Origin of the sequence: Psychrobacter sp. Pi2-51 (assembly GCF_904846665.1) — a bacterium.
GTDB lineage: Bacteria > Pseudomonadota > Gammaproteobacteria > Pseudomonadales > Moraxellaceae > Psychrobacter > Psychrobacter glaciei.
The window spans coordinates 79060-100220 of record NZ_CAJHBP010000008.1; the positions used below are offsets into that span (position 1 = coordinate 79060).

The following is a 21161-nucleotide window of genomic DNA, read 5'->3' on the forward strand; positions in this document are numbered from 1 at the left end:
TAAGCACAAATTCAGTCAGCTTTTTTAATCCCATTTGTCTCTATACAGAATCTTGTATAGGGGCGATTTCAGTTTTACGTCAGCGTTCGTAATCCTCTTATCCGTTGTGATATGACGTGACGCTGACGTAAGTAAATATGATCCCCAGTTTTATCCTAAGGAAGAGATGTATGAGTATCAGTCAGGCCATCGAAAAAATCGAAGCACGTTATGCGCATCAGCCAGAGTTTATTCAAGCAGTAAAAGAGGTAGCGATTACGATTAAACCTTTATATGATGCCCATCCTGAATATAGTGCATTGAAAGTATTTGAGCGTTTGGTGGAGCCTGATCGGGTATTTGGTTTTCGTGTCAATTGGGAAGATGATAAAGGCGACGTACAAGTCAATCGTGGCTGGCGTGTGCAGTTCTGTAATGCTTTGGGCCCTTATAAAGGGGGTCTTAGATTTCACCCTACGGTCAATCAATCCGTGTTGAAGTTCTTAGGCTTTGAGCAAATCTTTAAAAATGCGCTAACTGGCTTGCCGATTGGCGGTGGTAAAGGCGGGTCAGATTTCGATCCTAAAGGTAAAACGGACAGTGAGATTCGCCGTTTTTGCTACGCTTTCATGCGTGAGCTACATCATTATGTGAGCAAAGACATGGATGTGCCTGCTGGTGACATCGGCGTCGGTGGTCGAGAAGTCAGCTACATGTTTGCGATGTATAAGAATTTAACACGTGAATCAACAGGTGTTATCACTGGTAAAGGCGTGGGCTTCGGTGGTAGCTTGATGCGTACAGAAGCGACTGGCTATGGTGCAGTTTATTTCTTAGAAAATATGCTTCTCGCCCAAAATGACACGCTAAAAGGCAAAAAGGTACTGATATCAGGGGCAGGTAATGTCTCATTACATGCTGCCGAAAAAGTGAATGCACTTGGTGGTATGGCAATAACTGTGTCTGATTCACAAGGGACTTTGCATGATGAAAAAGGCCTCAATCAAGAAAAAATCGATTGGCTCAAAAAGCAAAAACAGCAGAACAAACCATTAGCAGAGTATGTTGGTGTGCATGGTGGAGAGTGGCTTGCCAAGCAAAAACCGTGGCAGTTTAAGGCTGATATTGCGATTCCATGCGCCACTCAAAACGAAGTCAATGAAGCTGACGCCAAACTGTTCGTCGAAAATGGTGTGAAGTACGTGGTCGAAGGCGCTAATATGCCGCTCACTGCTGAAGCGATTGATCATATACGTTTGCACCGAGTCCATTATGCACCTGGTAAAGCTGCCAATGCGGGCGGGGTTGCAGTGTCTGCGCTTGAAATGTCGCAAAACTCTGTCCGTCAGTATCAAACCTTTGAGCAAGTTGATGAGCGTCTAAAAGGTATTATGAAAGATATCCACGACAGTGCTGCGACTGCTTCAGCAGAGTATGGTCAAACTGATAATGGTTATGTCGACTATATGGCTGGTGCCAATATGGTTGGTTTCAAACGTGTGGCTGATGCGTTGGTCGCTTTTGGTATTTTAAACTAGTCTTACTTATAAGTGGTAAACAAGCCTTAGTGGTTGGTTAGTATGGACAAATAGCAAAGCCCCAATCATTGAATGGTTGGGGCTTTTTAATTGAGATAAATCAAGATGAGTTATAGTCAGTTCAGAATAATATCGATATATTACTTATGGTCAAAGAACTCTAAAATGGGTACAAGGCAGCCGACTGTAGATTGTACAAGTAGTGCATCTAAGGAGGGTAACGCCGTAGCGGTTTAGTAGTTCACCGACTATAGATGCGACTGGTATAAATTTTCCTTGCTTGCTGCTATCACAGAGGCTACGAAAAATTCATCCCAGTCGCACTGTCTCTATTTTAAAGTAAACTCACTATAGCTATACCATCTCGCGCCATTTCCCTTGAATCATAATGCCTTGGATAGGATTTAGTCCCATCTGATAGGCCAGATCAGCAGGACGGGCGATATCCCATAGCGCCAAATCAGCATCACAGCCTACTTCTACTTTTCCTTTATTAGGTAGCCTTAACGCCTGTGCAGCATAAACGGTTGAGCCTGCCAGCACTTCTTCAGGTGTCAGGTAAAATAACGTACAGCCCATGTTCATCGTTAATAAAAGCGACGTTAACGGTGAGGTGCCAGGATTACAGTCAGTTGAAATTGCTATAGGAACTTGGTGCTTACGTAAGGCCTCAATCGGCGGCAACTTGGTGTCACGTAGCGTATAAAACGCCCCTGGCAATATCACGGCAACCGTATTGCTGGCAGCCATTTTTTTGATGTCTTCTTCTGACAAGTGCTCTAGATGGTCGCTCGATAGTCCTTTATATTCAGCAACCAAAGCACTTCCACCTATATCAGATAGCTGCTCAGAGTGCAGTTTGACGGGAAGATCTAATGAACGCGCTACCTCAAAAACACGCCTAATTTGCTCAGTATTAAAGGCGATGTTTTCACAGAAACCATCGACCGCATCGACTAAGCCTTCTGCATGTAGAGTTGGTAGCCAATCACAGACTTGTTCGATATAGTCGTCTGCACGATTTTTGTACTCAGTGGGTAGGGCATGTGCAGCCAAATAAGTGGTGCTCACATGAATATCGTATTTCTCTCCTAGCTGACGGGCGACCGTGAGCATTTTGCGCTCCGTGTCTAAGTCCAAGCCATAGCCAGACTTGATTTCGATACTGGTGACGCCTTCTTTCATGAGCGCGAGTAGACGTTTTTCACTTTGGGCAAATAGCGATTCAATACTGGCGGCGCGGGTAGCAGTGACCGTCGCGACAATACCGCCGCCTTGTGCCGCAATCTCTTGATAGCTAGCGCCTTGCAAACGCGCTTCAAACTCATTGCTACGGTTGCCACCATAGACGATATGCGTATGACAATCGATAAGCCCAGGGGTTATCCATTTACCATCTACATCTGTGATTTGGCTACCTTGATATTTAGACAAATGAGCAGTGATTTGATCCTGTGTGCCCACCCAAGCGATTTTGCCATTTTTAATACCGATGGCCGCGTTAAGTAGTTGACCATATGGGATGCTATCAGCGTGTTCATTTTCATCATCACTTGTCTCAATACCAAAACCATACTGCACTGAAAAGGTGGCGACATTGGCATTGATAATGACATGGTCAAATGATGTCATAGTAGACTCGTCGAGCGTCTGTTCTGTAGGATTTTTCAATACGGAGTTCTTTGATTCATTCATACTATGCTCCTGATTATTGTGAAGTCGATGATCTTTGTTGGCAAGATCTAAGCGCTAAGTAAGTGCTGCTCTATAATAGTGGCTAGTAAGCGCGCAGCAACTTTGCAGCTACGACTATCAACGTCAAAAGCAGGATTAATCTCAGCAATGTCTGCCATTTTTACTTTGCCTGATGCCATGATGGTTTTGACCATACGTTCAACGAAACCCAGTTCAATGCCGTAAGCAGCTGGGGCGCTCACACCTGGCACAACACTGGCAGGAAAGCAGTCCATATCGATGGTTAGATATATGATATCGACCTGATCTACAAAGCTTTTGACCCGCTCAGCAAGTGTATCCCAAGGCTGATAATGACAGTCTTCATCACTAATGACCTGTACGCCCAATTGCTCGGCACGATCGAAAAGCGCCGCCGTGTTAGAGAACCGACTGACGCCAATACAGCAATAGTGAAAAGGCTGACCATGTACATCAAGATGCTCGGCAATTTGGCGAAATGGTGTCCCAGAAGTCGCTACATCAGACTGACGGATATCAAGATGAGCATCGAAATTAATAATTCCGATAGTAGGCGCTGTGTTTGTGCTGATAGTTGCTTCGCTTGTATTTTCTAATGCCTGCCATAATCCCAGAAAGCTACCATAAGCAATGGCATGACCGCCACCAAGCCCGATGGGTAATCCGCTTTGCTTAATAATAGTACTCACTGCATCGGCATATTTGATCTGCGCTTGCTCAAGAGAACTGTCGGCAAAATCATCATCGTCGTGACAATGAATGTCGCCAGCATCACCCAATAAGGTTGATAATTGACCATCAAAACGTTGTTGTAAATCAGCGATGACTGGCAGCGTAGCAAAGGCTCGACGAATCAATGGCGGAGCAGCTCTAGCACCTATGCGGCCTTGATTGCGTCTGACGCCTTGATCACAGGCAAAGCCAATTAGCCCAATATTTTGATCCTCGTAAGGCTGAGCAAGTTGATACCAATAGCGGGCACGCGCAGTCTCAAATGGCTCTGCACGTCCTGTCCACTGGGTCATATCAGCAGGGGTGTGGCCAATGTGAGTGGTAGTCGTTGCTGTTGTTCTCGCTATTGTCATCGCTGTTCTCCGCCCATTAATATTTATTTAGACTCATACCAATCGTTACGTAGTGACTGCCAGTGTTCAGCAAGCGTACCGTCTAATACCAACTGCTTGGCTGCTTCGATATCAGGGGCGAGGTAGCGATCCTTATCATAGAAAGTCACTTGTTCACGTAGTTTCTGATGCGCGACTGTCAATGGCTCTGAAGTGTCTAATCCGCGATGAAAATCAATCCCTTGGCCAGCAGCTAATAGCTCAATACCGATGATGGTGGCGGTGTTTTGTGCCATCTCATATAGGCGGCGTGCGCAATAGGTTGCCATAGACACATGGTCTTCTTGGTTGGCAGAAGTTGGAATGCTATCGACGCTACCAGGATGGGCGATAGATTTATTTTCTGAGGCCAGTGCTGCGGCGGTTACATGAGCAATCATAAAGCCTGAGTTTACCCCAGCATTATCAACCAAGAATGGCGGCAGACCACCTGATAAAGTTGCATCGATCAGCAAGGCAACACGGCGCTCAGACATAGAACCAATCTCGGCGATTGCCAAGGCTAAGATGTCAGCGGCGAAAGCGACTGGCTCAGCATGGAAGTTACCACCTGATATGGCGACAGGACCATCTTCGTTATTAAAGATAAGTGGGTTGTCAGTTACCGCATTGGATTCGATTAATAAGGTTTTACCTGCTTGGTTGATGATATCAAGGCAGGCACCCATGACTTGCGGCTGGCAGCGTAGGCAGTAAGGGTCTTGAACTCTATCGTCTTGCTCGCCATCGTGTGAGGCGCGAATAGCACTGCCTTTGATTAATTGACGATGTGCTTTAGCGATTTCGATTTGACCATGATGACCACGTACTTCATGAATACGTGCATCAAACGGTGAGTCTGATCCTTTGGCAGCATCAATCGACATCGAGCCGACGATGGTCGCAGTTTCAAGTAAATCACGCGCTAAGAAATAGCCCCGTAATGCCAATGCAGTTGATACTTGCGTACCGTTGATCAGTGCAAGGCCTTCTTTGGCTGCAAGAGTAATAGGCTCAAGTCCATGCTGGGCTAGGGCATCAGCAGCTGGCACTTTTTTACCAGCAACAAACACATCACCTTCACCCATCATCGCCAGCGTCATATGTGATAAAGGCGCTAAGTCACCAGAAGCACCGACCGACCCTTTGGCGGGAATGTTTGGTGTGATTTGATTGTTAATTAAGGCCAGTAGACTATCTACTACCTCGCGACGTACGCCTGATACACCTTGCGCTAGGCTGGCCACTTTCATGACCATAATCAATCGCACTACGCCGGCAGGAAGTGCTTCACCAGTACCCACTGAGTGAGAAACGATCAGGTTACGCTGAAGCAGCTCAAGCTGATCATCACTGATACGCGTCTTTGCTAAGAGGCCAAAACCCGTGTTGATGCCATAGGCACTTTTGTCTCGTGCAATGATGGTACGCACATCTTCGTGTGAGGCATCTATTGCGGCATAAGCACTCTCAGGTAGTGTAAATATGACAGGCTGCTCATAGATATCACGTAGCATTTTAAAGCTAAGCTGGCGAGGGTGTAGGGTTAGTTGTTTGATATTATTCATAGGGGTAATCCTAGTTTTGTAAGCAGTATGGGTTATATTATTTTTGATTCGTATCTTTTTAAAATGAAGTTGTTGAAAGTTTTTAATCAACGAAATATCTATTATTGGGTTTGAATTTTTTAGCCAATCCAATTGAAGTACATAGCCAGATGTCCGAATGCTGCAGCCAATAAAATACTGAATACCACGCGCTCGAACCAAATGATGACCATTTTGCCAACAGAGATAGGAATCTCGGTCGCAAGCACACACGGAATCATGGCTGAGAAGAACAGCACACTGCTAATGGAAATGACCCCTGCGACATAGCGTGTCAGAATATCTGCCTCACTTAGTAGTAATGCTGGCAAGAACATCTCAGCCAATCCCGCTGACATTCCTTTGGCAGCGACGAGCGGTTCTGGTAAGCCGCCAAGCCATGTAAAGGGATAAAGCAGCAAGCCCAAGGCATCGAACACGGGCGTATATTTTGCTAATAGCAATCCTGTTAAGCCGACCGCGATGATAGATGGCACAATGGCGGCTGCCATCGTCAGACCATCACGAAAGTTAGACCATAAGATTTGTTTGAGGTCAGTGGCACGGCGCGAAGTAGACAAGCCTAAATCAAATGCTGCTGCTAACCGTGTACCACGTTTATGATCTAAAGCGGGACGTTCGACATGATCATCAAAGAGACTGATAGGTGGAATACGAGCGGTAATCGCAGTGACAATAAAGGTAATTACTAGCGTAGACCAAAAGAACACATTCCAAAACTCCATCAATCCAAGCGTTTTGGCAACAATCACCATGAATGCCGCTGATACAGTCGAAAACCCAGTCGCAATGATAATGGCTTCACGCGCTGAATATTGCTTTTGTAAATACACACGATTGGTGATGAGCAAACCAATGGAGTAGCTACCGACGAAGGAAGCAACGGCATCAATCGCTGATGAACCCGGGGTCTTCCAAATAGGTTTCATAATCGGCTGCATAAGTACACCGACCATTTCTAGTAAGCCAAAACCAACCAAAAATGCCAATATCAATGCCCCAATCGGTACAATCATACCAACGGGTAGCGCCAGTTTTTCAAATAAAAACGGCAGCATGTCCTTTTCCATCATAAAGGCGGGCGCTACGTCAGCCACATACATCACTGCCAGTATCAGACCAATGATTTTAAAAACAGTCATAATCATATGGGTGATATTTTTACGCCATGAGCCATCGATAAAAGGCTTACTTACCCCATGAAGCATGAGTAAAAATAATAATGTCACGGACAAGGTATGCTGCTGAGTCACCAGATAGGTCGCGCCATGATCGAACAAAATCGTGCTTTTTTCACCAATGGTAAATGGCACAAAAAACATGACTAAACCGATCGCACTGAATACGATAAGCTGTATTAATGCAATAGGGGTTGATAGCAGTTTTTTGGACGATGTCGTCGCGTTTTCATCGTTCAGACCGGGTGTCGTATTTTGCTCAATCATATTATCCTCCTTGATAAAATGTGCTTGACAGGCTACTTAATCATTGGCAGGTTTAAACCATAATCTTTCGCTGTTTTAATCGCCAGCTCATAACCTGCATCGGCATGACGCATAACCCCTGAGCCGCAGTCATTGACCAGTACTCGTGACAAGCGTTTGGCTGCTGCATCTGTACCGTCTGCGACGATGACCATGCCTGAGTGCTGCGAGTAGCCCATGCCAACACCGCCGCCATGATGAAGCGATACCCAAGTTGCGCCACCTGCGACATTGAGCATGCCGTTCAATAGGGCCCAATCAGATACGGCGTCTGAGCCATCTTTCATGCTTTCGGTTTCGCGGTTTGGACTGGCAACAGAGCCTGTGTCTAAATGGTCGCGACCAATGACGATAGGGCCTTTTAGCTCACCATTTTTGACCATTTCATTAAATGCCAAGCCTGCTTTATCACGCTCACCAAGCCCTAGCCAGCAGATACGGGCAGGCAAGCCTTGGAATTGAATGCGCTCTTTTGCCATGTCTAACCAGCGATGGATATGTTTGTTTTCAGGGAATAGCTCTTTGATTTTTTGATCGGTTTTGTAGATATCTTCTGGATCGCCTGATAATGCTACCCAGCGGAATGGGCCTTTACCTTGGCAAAACAGGGGACGAATATAAGCGGGGACAAAACCTGGGAAGTTAAAGGCATCTTTGACGCCTTCATCGAAAGCGACCTGACGGATGTTGTTGCCATAATCGGTCGTTGGAATATCCATCTCTTGTAGATCTAGCATCGCCTGTACGTGTACAGCGCAAGATTTAGCGGCTGCTTTAGTCAGTGCTGCATGTTGCTCTGAATCTTCTTGGACAGCTTTCCATTCTTCTACGGTCCAGCCACTTGGCAGATAGCCATTAATCAAGTCATGTGCTGAGGTTTGATCGGTGACTAAGTCAGGCTTCATGCCACCAGTATGCGCACGCTTGACCATTTCAGGTAAGATGTCTGCGGCATTACCAAGTAGGGCGATAGAGACCGCTTCACCCGCGTCGGTATGCTGTTTGATTAGCTCATAAGCGTGGTCAAGATCATCGGCTTGCTTATCGACATAACCCGTACGCAAGCGGAAATCGATACTAGACTGCTGACACTCAATGTTCAGTGAGGTTGCACCAGCAAAGGTCGCAGCTAATGGCTGCGCGCCGCCCATGCCGCCAAGACCAGCGGTTAAAATCCAACGACCCGCCCAGCTACCGTCATAATGCTGACGACCTGCTTCAACGAAAGTCTCGTAAGTACCTTGGACGATGCCTTGCGTGCCGATATAAATCCAGCTACCAGCTGTCATTTGGCCATACATCATTAAGTCTTTGCGATCCAGCTCGTTGAAGTGCTCCCACGTTGCCCAGCGCGGCACAAGGTTCGAATTGGCAATCAACACGCGCGGTGCATTTTCATGCGTTTGAAACACTCCTACTGGTTTGCCAGATTGCACCAATAATGTCTCGTCATCTTCTAATTCTTTTAATGACTCTAAGATTTGATCATAGCTTTCCCAGTTGCGGGCTGCGCGTCCGATACCACCATAGACGACTAGGCTTTTTGGATTTTCCGCCACATCAGGATGCAAGTTGTTTTGCAGCATGCGATAAGGCGCTTCAGTCAGCCAGCTTTTGCAATGTAGGGTGCTGCCAGTAGGCGCAGCGATTTCGCGGCTTTCGTCACGGCGGGTCAGCTTAGTCTCTTTGTTGGTTCCATGGTCAGTCGTCATGATCATATCCTTGTGATAGCGAATAGGGCGATACAGTAATCAAAGTAAGTGTTTTATAGTCAGGCTATAAACACAGCAAAATATCGAGTAGATAAAGCAGATTGTTTATGCTGCTGTAAAGTTGTATATACAAATTATCAAAGATACTTTTTTCATGCAAGAAGTTTTTATAAATAACTCAATTATTTTTGTGCGCATTTTGGTAGATAGGTAGGTGTCATGTGGTTTTGCTGACGTTCATGAGGGTATCTCGTGATATTATGACGCTATTCTTATTGGTGAAACTGACGGTTAAAGGCGAACATGACAAAAATGATTCCGGCGTATCAACGTATAAAAAACGCCATATTAGACAACATTCATTCTGGTAAATGGCAAGCGGGTAATGCGATTTCGACAGAAATGGCACTGGCAGCGGAGTTTGGTGTGTCGCGAATGACGGTCAACCGCGCGCTAAAAGAGCTGAGCGAAGAGCGGGTATTAGAGCGTCGGCAGGGGTCGGGGACGTTTGTCGCGCAGCAGCAGTTCAATCATACGTTTGTAGAAGTGCGTAATATCGCGCAGGATTTAAAATCTGCCAATCGCGATTATCAGGCACAAGTAGTGAGTAAGCGCACGCTAACTGCCGCTATGTTGGATGATGAATTACGGCGTAAATTTGGTATTGATAAGGATGATGACCGTATTGAACACGAAGTAGCTGTTTTATACGAGGTAAAAATCATTCATTTTGCAGATGGTCAGCCTATACAGTTCGAAGAACGTTGGGTCGATGCGAATAAAGTACCAGCGTTTATCGAGCAGGATTTTAGTGTGGTCAATACCAGTGATTATTTGATTGCCAAAAGTCCACTAGAGCGCGGCAACTATACTATTCGGGCCTTAGCGGCACTTGATGAAGTAGCAAGTGCACTACAAATTGCCCCGCAGTCACCGACGCTCGTATTGCGTCGCCAGACCTACTCGGCAGGCCAAGTCGTTACTTTTGTAAAAATGTGGCATGCTGGTGATCGCTATCAGTTTTCAGGTGAATTATAGCCAGCACCTTACGTATACTCACTGATTGTGTACGTTTTTTCTGTCTAAAGTGAGATACTATATCCATAAGCTGGTATTTAATGAGCAGCAATTACTATTTATTGAATAGTAATAGGATTTGCACAAGCGTTAAAAATTCAAAAATAAACTAGAAATAGCATTGAAAAATCGCCTAAATAACCTCAAATTGGGCAGTCAAAGCCGAATATTGCAGGACAGTTTATACTGTTCTCTTGTGCCGGCTTTCCCTATTTATTAGCTTTATGCGTTTTCACTTTATTCATTCACTCTTATAAGGACGTCTTATGAAACGTCGTACTCTTTTAGCCCTTGCCGCCAGCACTATGTTCCTTGCCGCTTGTGGTCAATCTACTACCAACGAAGCCGATACCACTGCAACTGACAGCACTGCAACAGGCGGTTCTGATTTGCTACAGCGTATCAATAATGGCGGCACCATCAACGTCGGTACAGAGGGTACTTATCCTCCGTTCACGTATCATGATGAGAGTGGCAAACTCACGGGTTATGATGTCGAAGTGACGCGCGCAGTGGCGGAAAAACTGGGCGTAGAGGTTGAATTCAAAGAAACCCAGTGGGATGCGATGCTGGCAGGTTTGGATTCAAAACGCTTTGATATGGTGGCCAACCAAGTCAGCTTGACGACGCCTGAGCGCTTAGCTAAGTACGATAAGGCTCAAGCTTATAGTTGGTCGGGTGCGGTTGTATTGGCACCAACGGACGATAATCGTTATAGCTCGTGGGAAGGTCTAAAAGGTCTACGTACGGCGCAATCACTCAGCAGTAACTATGGTGAACTTGCAGAGCGTTACGGTGCAGAGATTGTCCCTGTGGATGGTATGGCGCAAGCAATCCAGTTGGTCAAACAAGACCGTGCTGACTTTACGATGAATGATAACCTTGCAATATTAGATTATCTAAAAAAATTCCCAGACAGCGCGCTTGAGATTAAATTGGTTGCTCCTGCTAGCGAGCAGACTGGTTCAGGATTAGTCTTGATTAAAGGCGATGATGCTGTCGTAGCAAAATTAAATGAAGCAATGGCTGAGCTACAAGCTGATGGTACGTTGACCAAGCTTAGTCAAGATTTCTTCGGTGCTGATATAAGTCAACAAAAATAATGCTAGCTTCTATAACCTCATGGATAGCTGAATTGCTGGCACTGTTGCCATTCATGGATCCGGATCGGGCGCAGATTGTCATCAATTCATTTTGGCCAATGCTCAAAGGCGGTATCTATTATTCGATACCGCTAGCGTTGATCTCATTTGCGATTGGTATGGCGATTGCGTTGACAGTGGCGCTGATTCGTATCATTCCGCGTGCCAGCTGGTCCCATGAGATTGTCTACAGGCTTGCTCGTATTTATGTGTCTGCGATTCGCGGTACACCGATGCTGGTACAGTTGTTTATCATCTTTTACGGACTGCCTAGTGTTGGACTGAAGCTTGATCCGTTTCCTTCCGCGATTATTGCCTTTTCGCTCAATATTGGCGCTTATGCATCGGAGACGGTGCGTGCCTCTATTTTGTCCATCCCAAAAGGACAGTGGGAAGCAGGATCGACCGTTGGCTTGACGTATCTACAGACTTTCCGTCATGTGATTTTGCCGCAAGCACTACGAGTGTCGGTGCCGCCGTTGTCTAATACCTTTATCAGTTTGGTAAAAGACACGTCGCTTGCATCATTGGTGCTCGTCACTGAGCTGTTTAAACAAGCGCAGATTATCACAGCTCGTAACTATGAGTTTATGCTGGTCTATACAGAGGCAGCGGTGATTTATTGGGGTATTTGTTTATTCTTGACCTTTATCCAAGGCAAGCTTGAAACTAGGCTTGATCGTTACGTGGCGAAATAGCGCCAGATAGCGATAGGTTAGTATGACATTGCTTACTGACCTATTGCAGGATAGCTTTAGCATCATCAGTACAACAGGAACCTTTATGATTCAAGTCACCAATATTCACAAAGCCTTTGGTAGCAATCAAGTGCTCAAAGGCATTGATTTGACCATCCAAAAAGGCAAAGTGGTCGTGATATTAGGACCATCTGGGTCAGGTAAAACGACTTTTTTACGTTGTCTTAATGCGCTGGAAATTCCAGATCAAGGCGTGATTGCCTTTGACGATGACAGTCTTACGGTCGATTTTGCCACTAAACCTAAGAAAAAAACCTTGCTCGCACTGCAACGTAAGTCAGGTATGGTTTTTCAGTCTTATAATTTGTTTCCACATAAGACCGCCATTGAGAATTTAATGCTTGGACCGACAGTGGTGCAAGGACAAAGCAAAGCGCAAGCCCGCGAGCAGGCAGTGGTCTTGCTTGAGAAAGTTGGTCTGTCAGATAAAGCCGATCTGTATCCGTTTCAGCTATCTGGTGGTCAGCAGCAGCGTATTGGTATTGCTCGTGCGCTCGCTATCGAACCGTCATTATTGCTGTTCGATGAGCCAACGTCCGCGCTTGATCCAGAGCTGGTACAAGACGTCCTTGAAACGATGAAACAACTGGCGTCTGAAGGCTGGACGATGGTCGTAGTCACGCATGAGATTAATTTTGCCCGTGATGTCGCCGATCATGTGGTTTTAATCGAAGATGGTGTTGTCGTCGAAGAAGGCAGTGCCAAGCAGTTGTTTGAGGACTCAAAGCATCCTCGTACGCAAGCATTTTTACAGCGTATTGATCAGAAGTAGGCTTGAGATAATTCAAGCTGTCTATTAGCTCTTCTTATTGTAAAGTGTTCGTCTTTAAGCGATGAAACCAAGAAGCCCCAACTATGATGTCATGGTTGGGGCTTTTTTATAGAAACGGATAGAGTGTATTTTAAATGAGCAAGCAAGAAAAATTGATATCAGCAGTGCGTGATGGTTCGATGTTACTTTTCACTGACTATACTAGGGTCTGTTGAACATTCAAATGTGGAACTGGCAGTGGCTATTTTTTAGACAATACGCAGTGAAATTTTTGACGCCTAGTTATTCTAGGTTAGATAATTTCGCCATGTATTGGCAAAAAATAGCCCTGCCCTGAAAGGCTGATACTAAAATCGCCCCAAACGTTGTTGTAAACCTAACTAAGGTCTCGACATTATCGTCGGTTTACGCCTAGTTTGATGTGATTTTAGCGATCAGCAGTCCTAGTATTTGAATGTTCAACAGACCCTATATCTTTTGCCGTTGTTTTAACCAACGAGGTACGCGCGTAGCAGTACCGTTTAACACCGCATTTAATAAAGCCGCCAGCAAAATAAGCGCCACGCCCAAATACTGAATCCAAGACAAAGATTGATGCAGTAACAGCACCGCAAGCGCAATCGCAGTCAACGGTTCAAAGATCGTAAAGACTGATGCGCGAGTGGCGGGCAATTTTTCTAACGCTTTCATGTATAGCCCGAAAGGCACCACGGTACCCAATAATGACAACCCTAAAACATAACCCCAAGTCAGTAAAGGTAAAGTGAGCAGCTGCTCATAAGTATTATAGGTGTCGGGCAAGAATAGTAGTACACCGGCACTAATGATAATGGAGGTAAAGAATACCAAAGGGGCAGGGTGAGCATCGTGCATCGCGCGCTTGCCCAACACGCCATATAGGGAGTAGCACATTCCTGCTGACAAGCCGAGTAAAATACCCCAGTTGACTTGCGCTTGCTCGCCCAGCATCGTTAAGCCGACACCAAACACTGCCATTAATGCCAGCAAGACTGATTTGCGTGTAATGGACTCACTAAGCAAGAATTTCGAAAATAATAAGCTAAAAACGGGTGCGGTATATAGCAAGGCGACAGCAGGTCCAGCACCGACGTAAATCACCGCAAAAAAATAGCATAACGACATACCAAGCACACCTATCAAAGACTGGAGCGCCAGTCCGAGCCATTGCTTGGGTCGCAGTTTGATCAGATGTGGCCACAGTTTTGGTAGCATGGCTAGAATAATAAATGCTGCCGTGACGATGCGTAATATCGTCACTTGCCAGCCGCTAAATCCAATTTGATTAAGGTAGGTAGAAAATATACCCAACGTGCCCCAGCAGACAGCTGCCGTAATGATTTGGATAGTGCCTATCCATGATTGCCGCGCTGACATGACGCTATCGGTGTTTGCCATATTATTTTCTTCTTATTATCTAAGTGACACAAGGTTTTGTAAGATTGCCAGCGACTCAAGTCAAGCGCCCGAGCAATACTGAAATAAGAAAAGACAACCTGATGAAAGGCTGTCTTTTGTTTGTTTTTTAGTCTATCACTAAAAGAGAAGAAATGGCTACTAGGGCGTAGCCTAAATTTAATCAATCCACAAAAACCAATCTTGCACTCGGAGTTCATTTTGCTGAATAAAACATACTTTTTCAGCTTGGGTTCTTGGTTGATGTTTGACGTCGGCACCGCAGTTTTTTGAGCGCTGCTTTATCCATTCTACTTGCTCTTGTCTTAAGCTGGATTCCATTTTCTTACTATATAAGCGTCTGACTTCATCTCGAATGCTGCGATAGCTATCATTCAGTTCTTGATCAGAGCTTTTATACCTATCATTAATAAGCCCGACTTGTGACGCTAACGGCAAATAAGTAGCATTTTCTTTGTAGGAGAAAGTACCGCTATCTGTTGTCCAGTTACTGGCTACGTATAGCTCATTATTTGATGGCTCTATAAATCCGTTGAAATCTTCCCCCTCAAAAGTATAACCCTGAAATCCACAAGGAGTCACGCCATCTTTACATAAGCTATGCTTGGTCTTAGCAGGATAAAGCTTAATGGCATATGGTGATTTATCCAGTCTTTCATTGAGCAGTTTCGTTTGCAATAACCGTCCTAAATCTGGAGCGACCAATAGCATGTCATCGCAAGTCACATGCCCTTCTGTGCAGCCTTCATAGAGGTTCAAACGTTGACCTTGGATGTCCATACCTAATATAAATGTTGCTTCTAAAGGTGCTACGGCTGAGCTAAAAGAAGCGGCTAATATTAGGCCAGAGAACAATGTGATACGTCTGAGTGGGCAAGATGCAATTAAGGGCATGACAAACATAATGGGTTTATACCTGCATTAAAAAATTACTCAATAGACGCTTAGCACCTTCAGTGGCAAATGACTCAGGGTGAAACTGAACACCTTGAATAGGATAGTCTTTGTGCGCCAATCCCATAATCTCATCACCGGTCAATGCGGATTCATCAAAGCTCAAATCCGCACGGCTGTCATTGGCGACCACAGATGTGATCGTAAGGCAGCTTGGTATGGTATCGGCTTTTACGATTAGTGAGTGATAGCGCATGATCTCAAGCTCTTGCGGCAGGCCTTGATAGATGCCTAAACCATTATGGCGAATCGAGGATACCTTGCCATGCATCGGCACACTTGCCCGTATCACATCGCCACCGAACACATGAGCGATGCCTTGCATACCTAAGCAGACGCCTAGTAGTGGAACGGTCTTACCCAGTGTCTCGATGACCTCGCTACAGATACCAAAGTACGCTGGATCATCGGGGGAGCCAGGGCCAGGTGAGATGATGATTCTATCCAGATTCATCGCTTGCACATCTGCTAAGGTAATCTCATTGTTGCGTTTAACGATGACGCTGGCTTCTTTATCACTGTCCAAGGTTTGCAAAATCTCGCCCACATATTGGTAGAGATTGAAGGTAAACGAGTCGTAGTTATCAATAATTAAAACATTCATAGGTCATAAACTCTTTTGTAAAAATATAGCTAGGTAAAATATGGTCAATGTACGAATTAAGGCTGGTACAAATGTACAGCTACATAAAGCTGTCTAATACGACTTTCATCGCAGACAGTTTACGCTGAATCTCTAAGTATTCATCGGCTGGGTTTGAGTCATAAACGTTGCCACCACAAGTTTGGGCATAGGCAGACTCGCCATTGATGAATAGACTGCGAATAGGAATGGCAAAGATACAATCACCATTGAAATTAAACGAGCCTAATGCGCCGCCATAAGCACCGCGTCCGTCTGGCTCTAGCTCATTAATCACTTTGATGGCTTCTACTTTAGGCGCGCCTGATAGGGTACCAGCAGGGAAGTTGCTGGCAAGGGCACTAAACATGTCTTCGTCAGGGTGCAAGATACCAACGATTTCAGAAGAAATATGCTGCACGTGTGAGAAGCGTTTGATATCCATCAAGCTACGGACTTTTACCGTACCAAATCGTGCCACACGGCCGATATCGTTACGATGCAAGTCAACCAACATATTGTGCTCGGCAATTTCTTTATCATCGTTGAGCAATGCGCGGGCAAGCTTACGGTCTTCGATCACATCGACGCCGCGCTTGGCAGTGCCTGCAAGCGGATAGGTTTCCATTTCACCTTGGCGCAAGCGGAATAGCAGCTCAGGGGAAGCACCGATAATGCATTGCTGAGCAAATTTCATAAAATACATATGCGGTGATGGGTTGACAGCACGCAGCTTTTCATAAATGGGCATCTTGTCACCGGCAATACGATACTTAGACTTAAAGCCTACCTCACACTGAAAGATACGCCCAGCGATGATGTCCTCTTTGACCTGCATAACGACATTGGCATGCTCCTCTTGGCTCATGCCATCACCTAAGAACTCGACTTTCGGCGCTTCATAGCTAGGCGTTGGCTCATTGAGTAGGGCTTTGATTTGCTCAATACGGTTTTCTTGCTGAGCGGTCGGGTAATAAAAATAGAAGATTTCCCCCGTCATTTTATCTAGGGTCAATCCATCTAAATACACACCAAACTTAAATGGCTCAAAATCTTCGCTGGCTTTTGCATTAAGGCTAGGCTCAAAGAAGTTCACGCAGTCATAACCCAAATAACCGACCAGACCGCCGCTTTGATCGCGGGCGATGACATGCTGCGGCGTGATGGTACGGAGCAGTTGGTAAGGGTTGTCAGTTTGATAACGGCTGGTTTCAGCGGTTTTATTATCGGTAATGGCAAGCGTAGTGCGATCTAATGCAGCTATGGTCGTGACAGGATCAAAACCTATCGCATGATGGCGTGAGATATGGCTATCTTCGCCTAATGATTCGAGCAAATAGCAGGTATCAAAAGCGCTCTCGATGCGTTTGAATAACGCAAAGAAATCAATATCTTGCGTGAGCTTAATACGCTTTGGTTTGCTCGGAATATCAATAGGAGCAGGCTTGGTCTGTATGCGAGTAATAGAGGTCATAACAAAGTCCGAAATTCATCAAATGTGTGTCGATTAATAAGTAAGAAAGTAGCAATTAAAAAGGTGGATAGTGCTGAAATAAGTGGCTTAAGAGCGACTTCTATGAGTGGCCAGTAACCCACTTACATCATGGCTTTGCTTGGCCTTGGCACCGCGAGAGACAGTTGCGATACCAACGCCTAGCTGCTCAGAGATATCACGTTGCGTGATGCCGCGATCAAGCAAATCAAAAATACGAATACGGTTGGCAATGTCGTGCTGCTCTTTATCTGTCAGCAGTGCGCTGAGCAGCTTGTCGATATCTGAGCTATCAGCACAGTTCGTCAAGTGTTTCACTAAGCTCTGATAAGGATCGGTAGTCATAATAGGTAATCTTAGCCAAAGAAAATAGATAGGTCGCTCTCAAGCAACTATCTTGTTTCAGTATTCTAGTACAGTAGTACAATAAAAACAAGTGCTAGACCATATCGTTATCATTGACCAAGACAATCACTAGGGCGTGTCTTCAATTCACTCGATAGTCATCTGAATGGGCTAAAAATGGCTAAATCTTGCCAAACATCGTCAAATAGCTGGTTAATATCCCGATATTACCTGCGCTATTTTTCTTGTTTGACGGCAATTTATCTCATTTTTATCACCATTTTTGAAATGAAGACACGCCCTAGTTGATCTTTCATCAATGCTAAATCAGCCGTACTTATAGCCCTGCATACTCTTGTATTCGTAATTATCAAAGCATCTCATTGTATATTCGTGCTTGATCAGCATTATTCATGCGAATTTTTATATTAATTATTGCCAAATTGTTAATACTTCGTTATTATGCCTCTCATTATTTAAACGCTAATCATTATCATTAACATTAATAATGTTATTCGCACGATGAGTCAAGTGTTTTAAAGTATTAAATCTTCTGATAGGCACTATTTCAAAGGTTATCTAACGACCTTTGAAAATAATTCTAAAAATTCTAATTTCTGATAGTCAATAAAGTGAGTGTGTTATGCGCGAAGTAAAGTTATCTAGTCAATTGACGGTATTGTCAATGGGTGTCGCAGCCGTATTGTGGACGCAAGCTGCCAGTGCAGCCACAGCAGAAGATATGCCAAATACGACGTTACAGACTATCACCGTAACAGCGAATAGCTCAGTACGTAACGCTGTACAAGAAGACTCTGTTTATATAGATGACTATACGCCAGCGGCACAAGCCAGCCACTTGAGCGATTTTCTGGACGTTGTGCCAGGAGTAAGCGTGGGCGGTACATCATCGGTCAACCAACGTATTCGTGTACGTGGTCTTGATGATACCAATCTAAAAGTAACGATTGATGGCGCACGTCAAGAAGGCGCTTTGTTCTACCATATGGGTGATGTCACCATCGATCCAGATCTGCTAAAACAAGCAGAGGTATCAGTCGGTAATAACTCAGTGACGCTAGGCAATGATGCTATCGGCGGTGCGGTTGCTTTTGAGACAGTTGACGCGGCAGACTTGCTCAAGCCTGGTCAAAAAATCGGTGCTAAAGTCAATTTGGGTTATGGTAGTAATAATGATGAATTATTGACTTCAGCCACTGTGTATGGCGCCCCAACAGAGAATATTGATCTGCTTGCTTACTATGGTAAGCGTGATACTAGCTCTGGTGAAGATGGTAGCGGTCGTGAGCTTTTTGAGGATAGTGAAAGCGAAAGCATCTTATTGAAGGCGGGCGCTAATATTACTGATGACCACCGCATTGGCGCTAGCTTTAGCCGTACTGAAAAAGACGGTATCTTTCCATTTCGCCCAGACTTTCCTAGTCTGTCTGATGAGCCAATACCGCAGAAAATAAGCCGAGATACCTATACACTTGATCATACTTATAATCCTGTAAACCAGCTGGTAGATGTTGATACCAACATCTACCACACAGAGACGCAAATATTGCGTGATTCTGACAATGTGGGCAACTTTGATTTTGATGCTCAAGTACAAACCACAGGCGGCAAAATTCAGAATACCAGTGTTATTGATAGCAATATCATTGAGGGTATCAAAGGCACTCATAAGCTGATTGCAGGTGTTGAGCACTATAAGAAAGAATCAGAAATGGTTCGTGACGGCACTGCGGCAGGCAGTGATGAGGCAACCAATACTTCTGTATATTTAGAAGACCAATGGCAAATGGGTAAACTGTCCTTAACGCCAGGTGTGCGCTATGATCGCTACGAATCTCCAGAGTTTGTCTCTGGTGGCAAAACGTATGACAACGTCGTCGGTGCACTGGCTGCCAGTTATGAGATTGCCCCACGCACCCAAGTATTTGCGAGCTATACGCAGCTATTTAACGGTCCAGACTTAAGCCAAACTGTTTTTAATGATGACGGAGCAGGGACTTATGCTAATAACGATCTAAAAGCGGAAGAAGGTTCTAACGCTGAGGTTGGTATTGCGACGACATTGCGTGGTTTAACGATCGCTGATGATGCTCTGCAATTGAGTGGTAAGTACTTCGTCACTGACATTGAAAACTATCAGCAGTTCATCAGAACAGGTGATCGCGCGGGTCGATATGGTCTCAACTGCGACACTGGTGCGCGCGGTTCATCGGGCAACTTACAAGATTGCCAAGGTACAATAAACAGCGACGAAGACTATGAAATCAAAGGGGTCGAACTGGCAGCCAATTATACGACTCGCAACTTTGGTATGGGTCTAAGCTATTCACGAGCACGTAGTGAAGGTGATGAAACAGGTGACAGTATTCCTTCGGTAAGTGGCGGCACGGCTGACTCGGGCGATCGCTACATGGTGAACTTAAATTATGCACCAACTGATATCGTTGATCTAGGTTGGCGCAGTACTTATGTGGCATCGGTTACAGATAATAATCAAGATACCAAGCCCAACTACGATGTTCACGATATCTTTATGACCTATACGCCAACTCAGATCGAAGGTATTCAAGCGACGCTAGGTGTGTATAACATTTTTGATGAAACGTATGCTAGCCACTCATCTCGACTAAATGCGACCAATGATGCTTCTACTGATTTTGACATGGGACGTAATATCAAAACGTCTTTAACCTACCAGTTCTAATTTTACGATGATAAGTCTTATAGCAAAAAGCCAGCTGTCTGAATAGAGAGCTGGCTTTTTATTGTAGATAGAGGTTTAAAAGTAGTATAGAGCACGATTCAACTTCATAAATGCTTTAGACAAGACTGGAATAGGATTAGAGCCCAACGGTATATTTTTCGCTATTGGAAGCTCGATAGAAGCAAAGATGAATATAAAGTGACTAAACGTCAAGATGCAGAATCTGACTCGTAGCGTTTATAACTGGGCAAGCTATCACTGAGGGTTTGTATGTAATGAGAAAGCTTGTATGCACTGAGAAATTTTGGATGTACTGAGGTTACACAGATGGCATCGTGAGGTATCTCTATTGTCACGTTGAGCACGGGTTTTGCATTCATTACAGACGATTAAGCGACGTGTTCAAAAATAAATGAGAATAATTATCATTAATGTTTGCATTATTATTTCTATTCCGTTAAAGTGTGTTTCGTTCATTGCAGAATAGTTAAGGGTTCTTTGCCCTATCTATTTTAGAGAACTTCTTGTGATCCATATTTTAAATAGCTGGCCTATGTCAGTTGTAGCGTCACCAAACTTTTAACCCTATTCATTACCTATCTTTACTAATTTGCCTTATCTCGATATTTAAGCCCTTTGCCTATGATTTTTGTCTATGCTTTAATCACATTTTTACGATACGCGTACTTCATAACATACTT

Annotated in this window: 16 protein-coding genes; 6 read left to right on the forward strand and 10 right to left on the reverse strand. The window is 44.7% G+C overall.

Features of this window, described 5'->3' with window-relative positions; all coding sequences use genetic code 11:
* Positions 1 to 170: 170 nt before the first annotated feature.
* Positions 171 to 1517 (forward strand): NADP-specific glutamate dehydrogenase, encoded by a 1347-nt coding sequence (gdhA, locus tag JMY08_RS06325; RefSeq protein ID WP_201592339.1) that lies wholly within the window; start codon positions 171 to 173, stop codon positions 1515 to 1517.
* A 354-nt stretch (positions 1518 to 1871) separates the two neighbouring features.
* Here the strand turns inward: gdhA and hutI are convergent, their stop codons facing one another.
* The 5 genes from hutI to hutU form a co-directional block, all read right to left on the reverse strand.
* Positions 1872 to 3149: an imidazolonepropionase gene (gene hutI, locus JMY08_RS06330; protein ID WP_413786687.1), complete on the reverse strand. Its 1278-nt coding sequence runs from the start codon at positions 3147 to 3149 to the stop codon at positions 1872 to 1874.
* A gap of 110 nt (positions 3150 to 3259) precedes the next feature.
* Positions 3260 to 4318, reverse strand: a complete 1059-nt coding sequence (gene hutG, locus JMY08_RS06335; RefSeq protein WP_201592342.1) for a formimidoylglutamase — start codon at positions 4316 to 4318, stop codon at positions 3260 to 3262.
* A gap of 23 nt (positions 4319 to 4341) precedes the next feature.
* On the reverse strand, positions 4342 to 5904 hold the full coding sequence (hutH, locus tag JMY08_RS06340) for a histidine ammonia-lyase (RefSeq protein ID WP_201592344.1): 1563 nt from the start codon (positions 5902 to 5904) through the stop codon (positions 4342 to 4344).
* Between the two features lie 119 nt (positions 5905 to 6023).
* On the reverse strand, positions 6024 to 7388 hold the full coding sequence (locus JMY08_RS06345) for a YjiH family protein (RefSeq protein WP_201592346.1): 1365 nt from the start codon (positions 7386 to 7388) through the stop codon (positions 6024 to 6026).
* 32 nt (positions 7389 to 7420) lie between these two features.
* On the reverse strand, positions 7421 to 9139 hold the full coding sequence (gene hutU, locus JMY08_RS06350) for a urocanate hydratase (RefSeq protein ID WP_201592348.1): 1719 nt from the start codon (positions 9137 to 9139) through the stop codon (positions 7421 to 7423).
* A 312-nt stretch (positions 9140 to 9451) separates the two neighbouring features.
* On the opposite strand from hutU, the gene JMY08_RS06355 reads away from it, so the two are divergent.
* The 4 genes from JMY08_RS06355 (at position 9452) to JMY08_RS06370 (ending at position 12888) form a co-directional block, all read left to right on the forward strand.
* The gene (locus JMY08_RS06355) at positions 9452 to 10177 is read left to right on the forward strand and encodes a UTRA domain-containing protein (RefSeq protein WP_194619651.1); all 726 of its coding nucleotides are present in this window, start codon (positions 9452 to 9454) and stop codon (positions 10175 to 10177) included.
* Positions 10178 to 10482: 305 nt separating this feature from the next.
* Positions 10483 to 11319 (forward strand): amino acid ABC transporter substrate-binding protein, encoded by an 837-nt coding sequence (locus JMY08_RS06360; RefSeq protein ID WP_201592350.1) that lies wholly within the window; start codon positions 10483 to 10485, stop codon positions 11317 to 11319.
* 53 nt (positions 11320 to 11372) lie between these two features.
* Positions 11373 to 12056: an amino acid ABC transporter permease gene (locus tag JMY08_RS06365; RefSeq protein ID WP_010201059.1), complete on the forward strand. Its 684-nt coding sequence runs from the start codon at positions 11373 to 11375 to the stop codon at positions 12054 to 12056.
* Between the two features lie 85 nt (positions 12057 to 12141).
* On the forward strand, positions 12142 to 12888 hold the full coding sequence (locus JMY08_RS06370; RefSeq protein WP_201592452.1) for an amino acid ABC transporter ATP-binding protein: 747 nt from the start codon (positions 12142 to 12144) through the stop codon (positions 12886 to 12888).
* Between the two features lie 468 nt (positions 12889 to 13356).
* Here the strand turns inward: JMY08_RS06370 and JMY08_RS06375 are convergent, their stop codons facing one another.
* From JMY08_RS06375 to JMY08_RS06395, 5 genes are all read right to left on the reverse strand, one after another.
* Positions 13357 to 14304, reverse strand: a complete 948-nt coding sequence (locus JMY08_RS06375; protein ID WP_189579991.1) for a DMT family transporter — start codon at positions 14302 to 14304, stop codon at positions 13357 to 13359.
* Between the two features lie 177 nt (positions 14305 to 14481).
* Positions 14482 to 15216, reverse strand: a complete 735-nt coding sequence (locus tag JMY08_RS06380; RefSeq protein WP_201592352.1) for a lysozyme inhibitor LprI family protein — start codon at positions 15214 to 15216, stop codon at positions 14482 to 14484.
* Positions 15217 to 15232: 16 nt separating this feature from the next.
* On the reverse strand, positions 15233 to 15880 hold the full coding sequence (locus JMY08_RS06385; RefSeq protein ID WP_201592355.1) for an anthranilate synthase component II: 648 nt from the start codon (positions 15878 to 15880) through the stop codon (positions 15233 to 15235).
* Positions 15881 to 15959: 79 nt separating this feature from the next.
* Positions 15960 to 17372 carry an anthranilate synthase component I family protein gene (locus JMY08_RS06390; RefSeq protein WP_201592358.1) on the reverse strand — a complete coding sequence of 471 codons (1413 nt, stop codon included), beginning with the start codon at positions 17370 to 17372 and terminating at the stop codon, positions 15960 to 15962.
* 87 nt (positions 17373 to 17459) lie between these two features.
* Entirely contained in the window at positions 17460 to 17735 is a 276-nt protein-coding gene (locus tag JMY08_RS06395; protein WP_201592361.1) for a Trp family transcriptional regulator, read from the reverse strand.
* Between the two features lie 643 nt (positions 17736 to 18378).
* On the opposite strand from JMY08_RS06395, the gene JMY08_RS06400 reads away from it, so the two are divergent.
* Positions 18379 to 20460: a TonB-dependent receptor domain-containing protein gene (locus JMY08_RS06400; protein WP_201592364.1), complete on the forward strand. Its 2082-nt coding sequence runs from the start codon at positions 18379 to 18381 to the stop codon at positions 20458 to 20460.
* Positions 20461 to 21161: the final 701 nt, after the last annotated feature.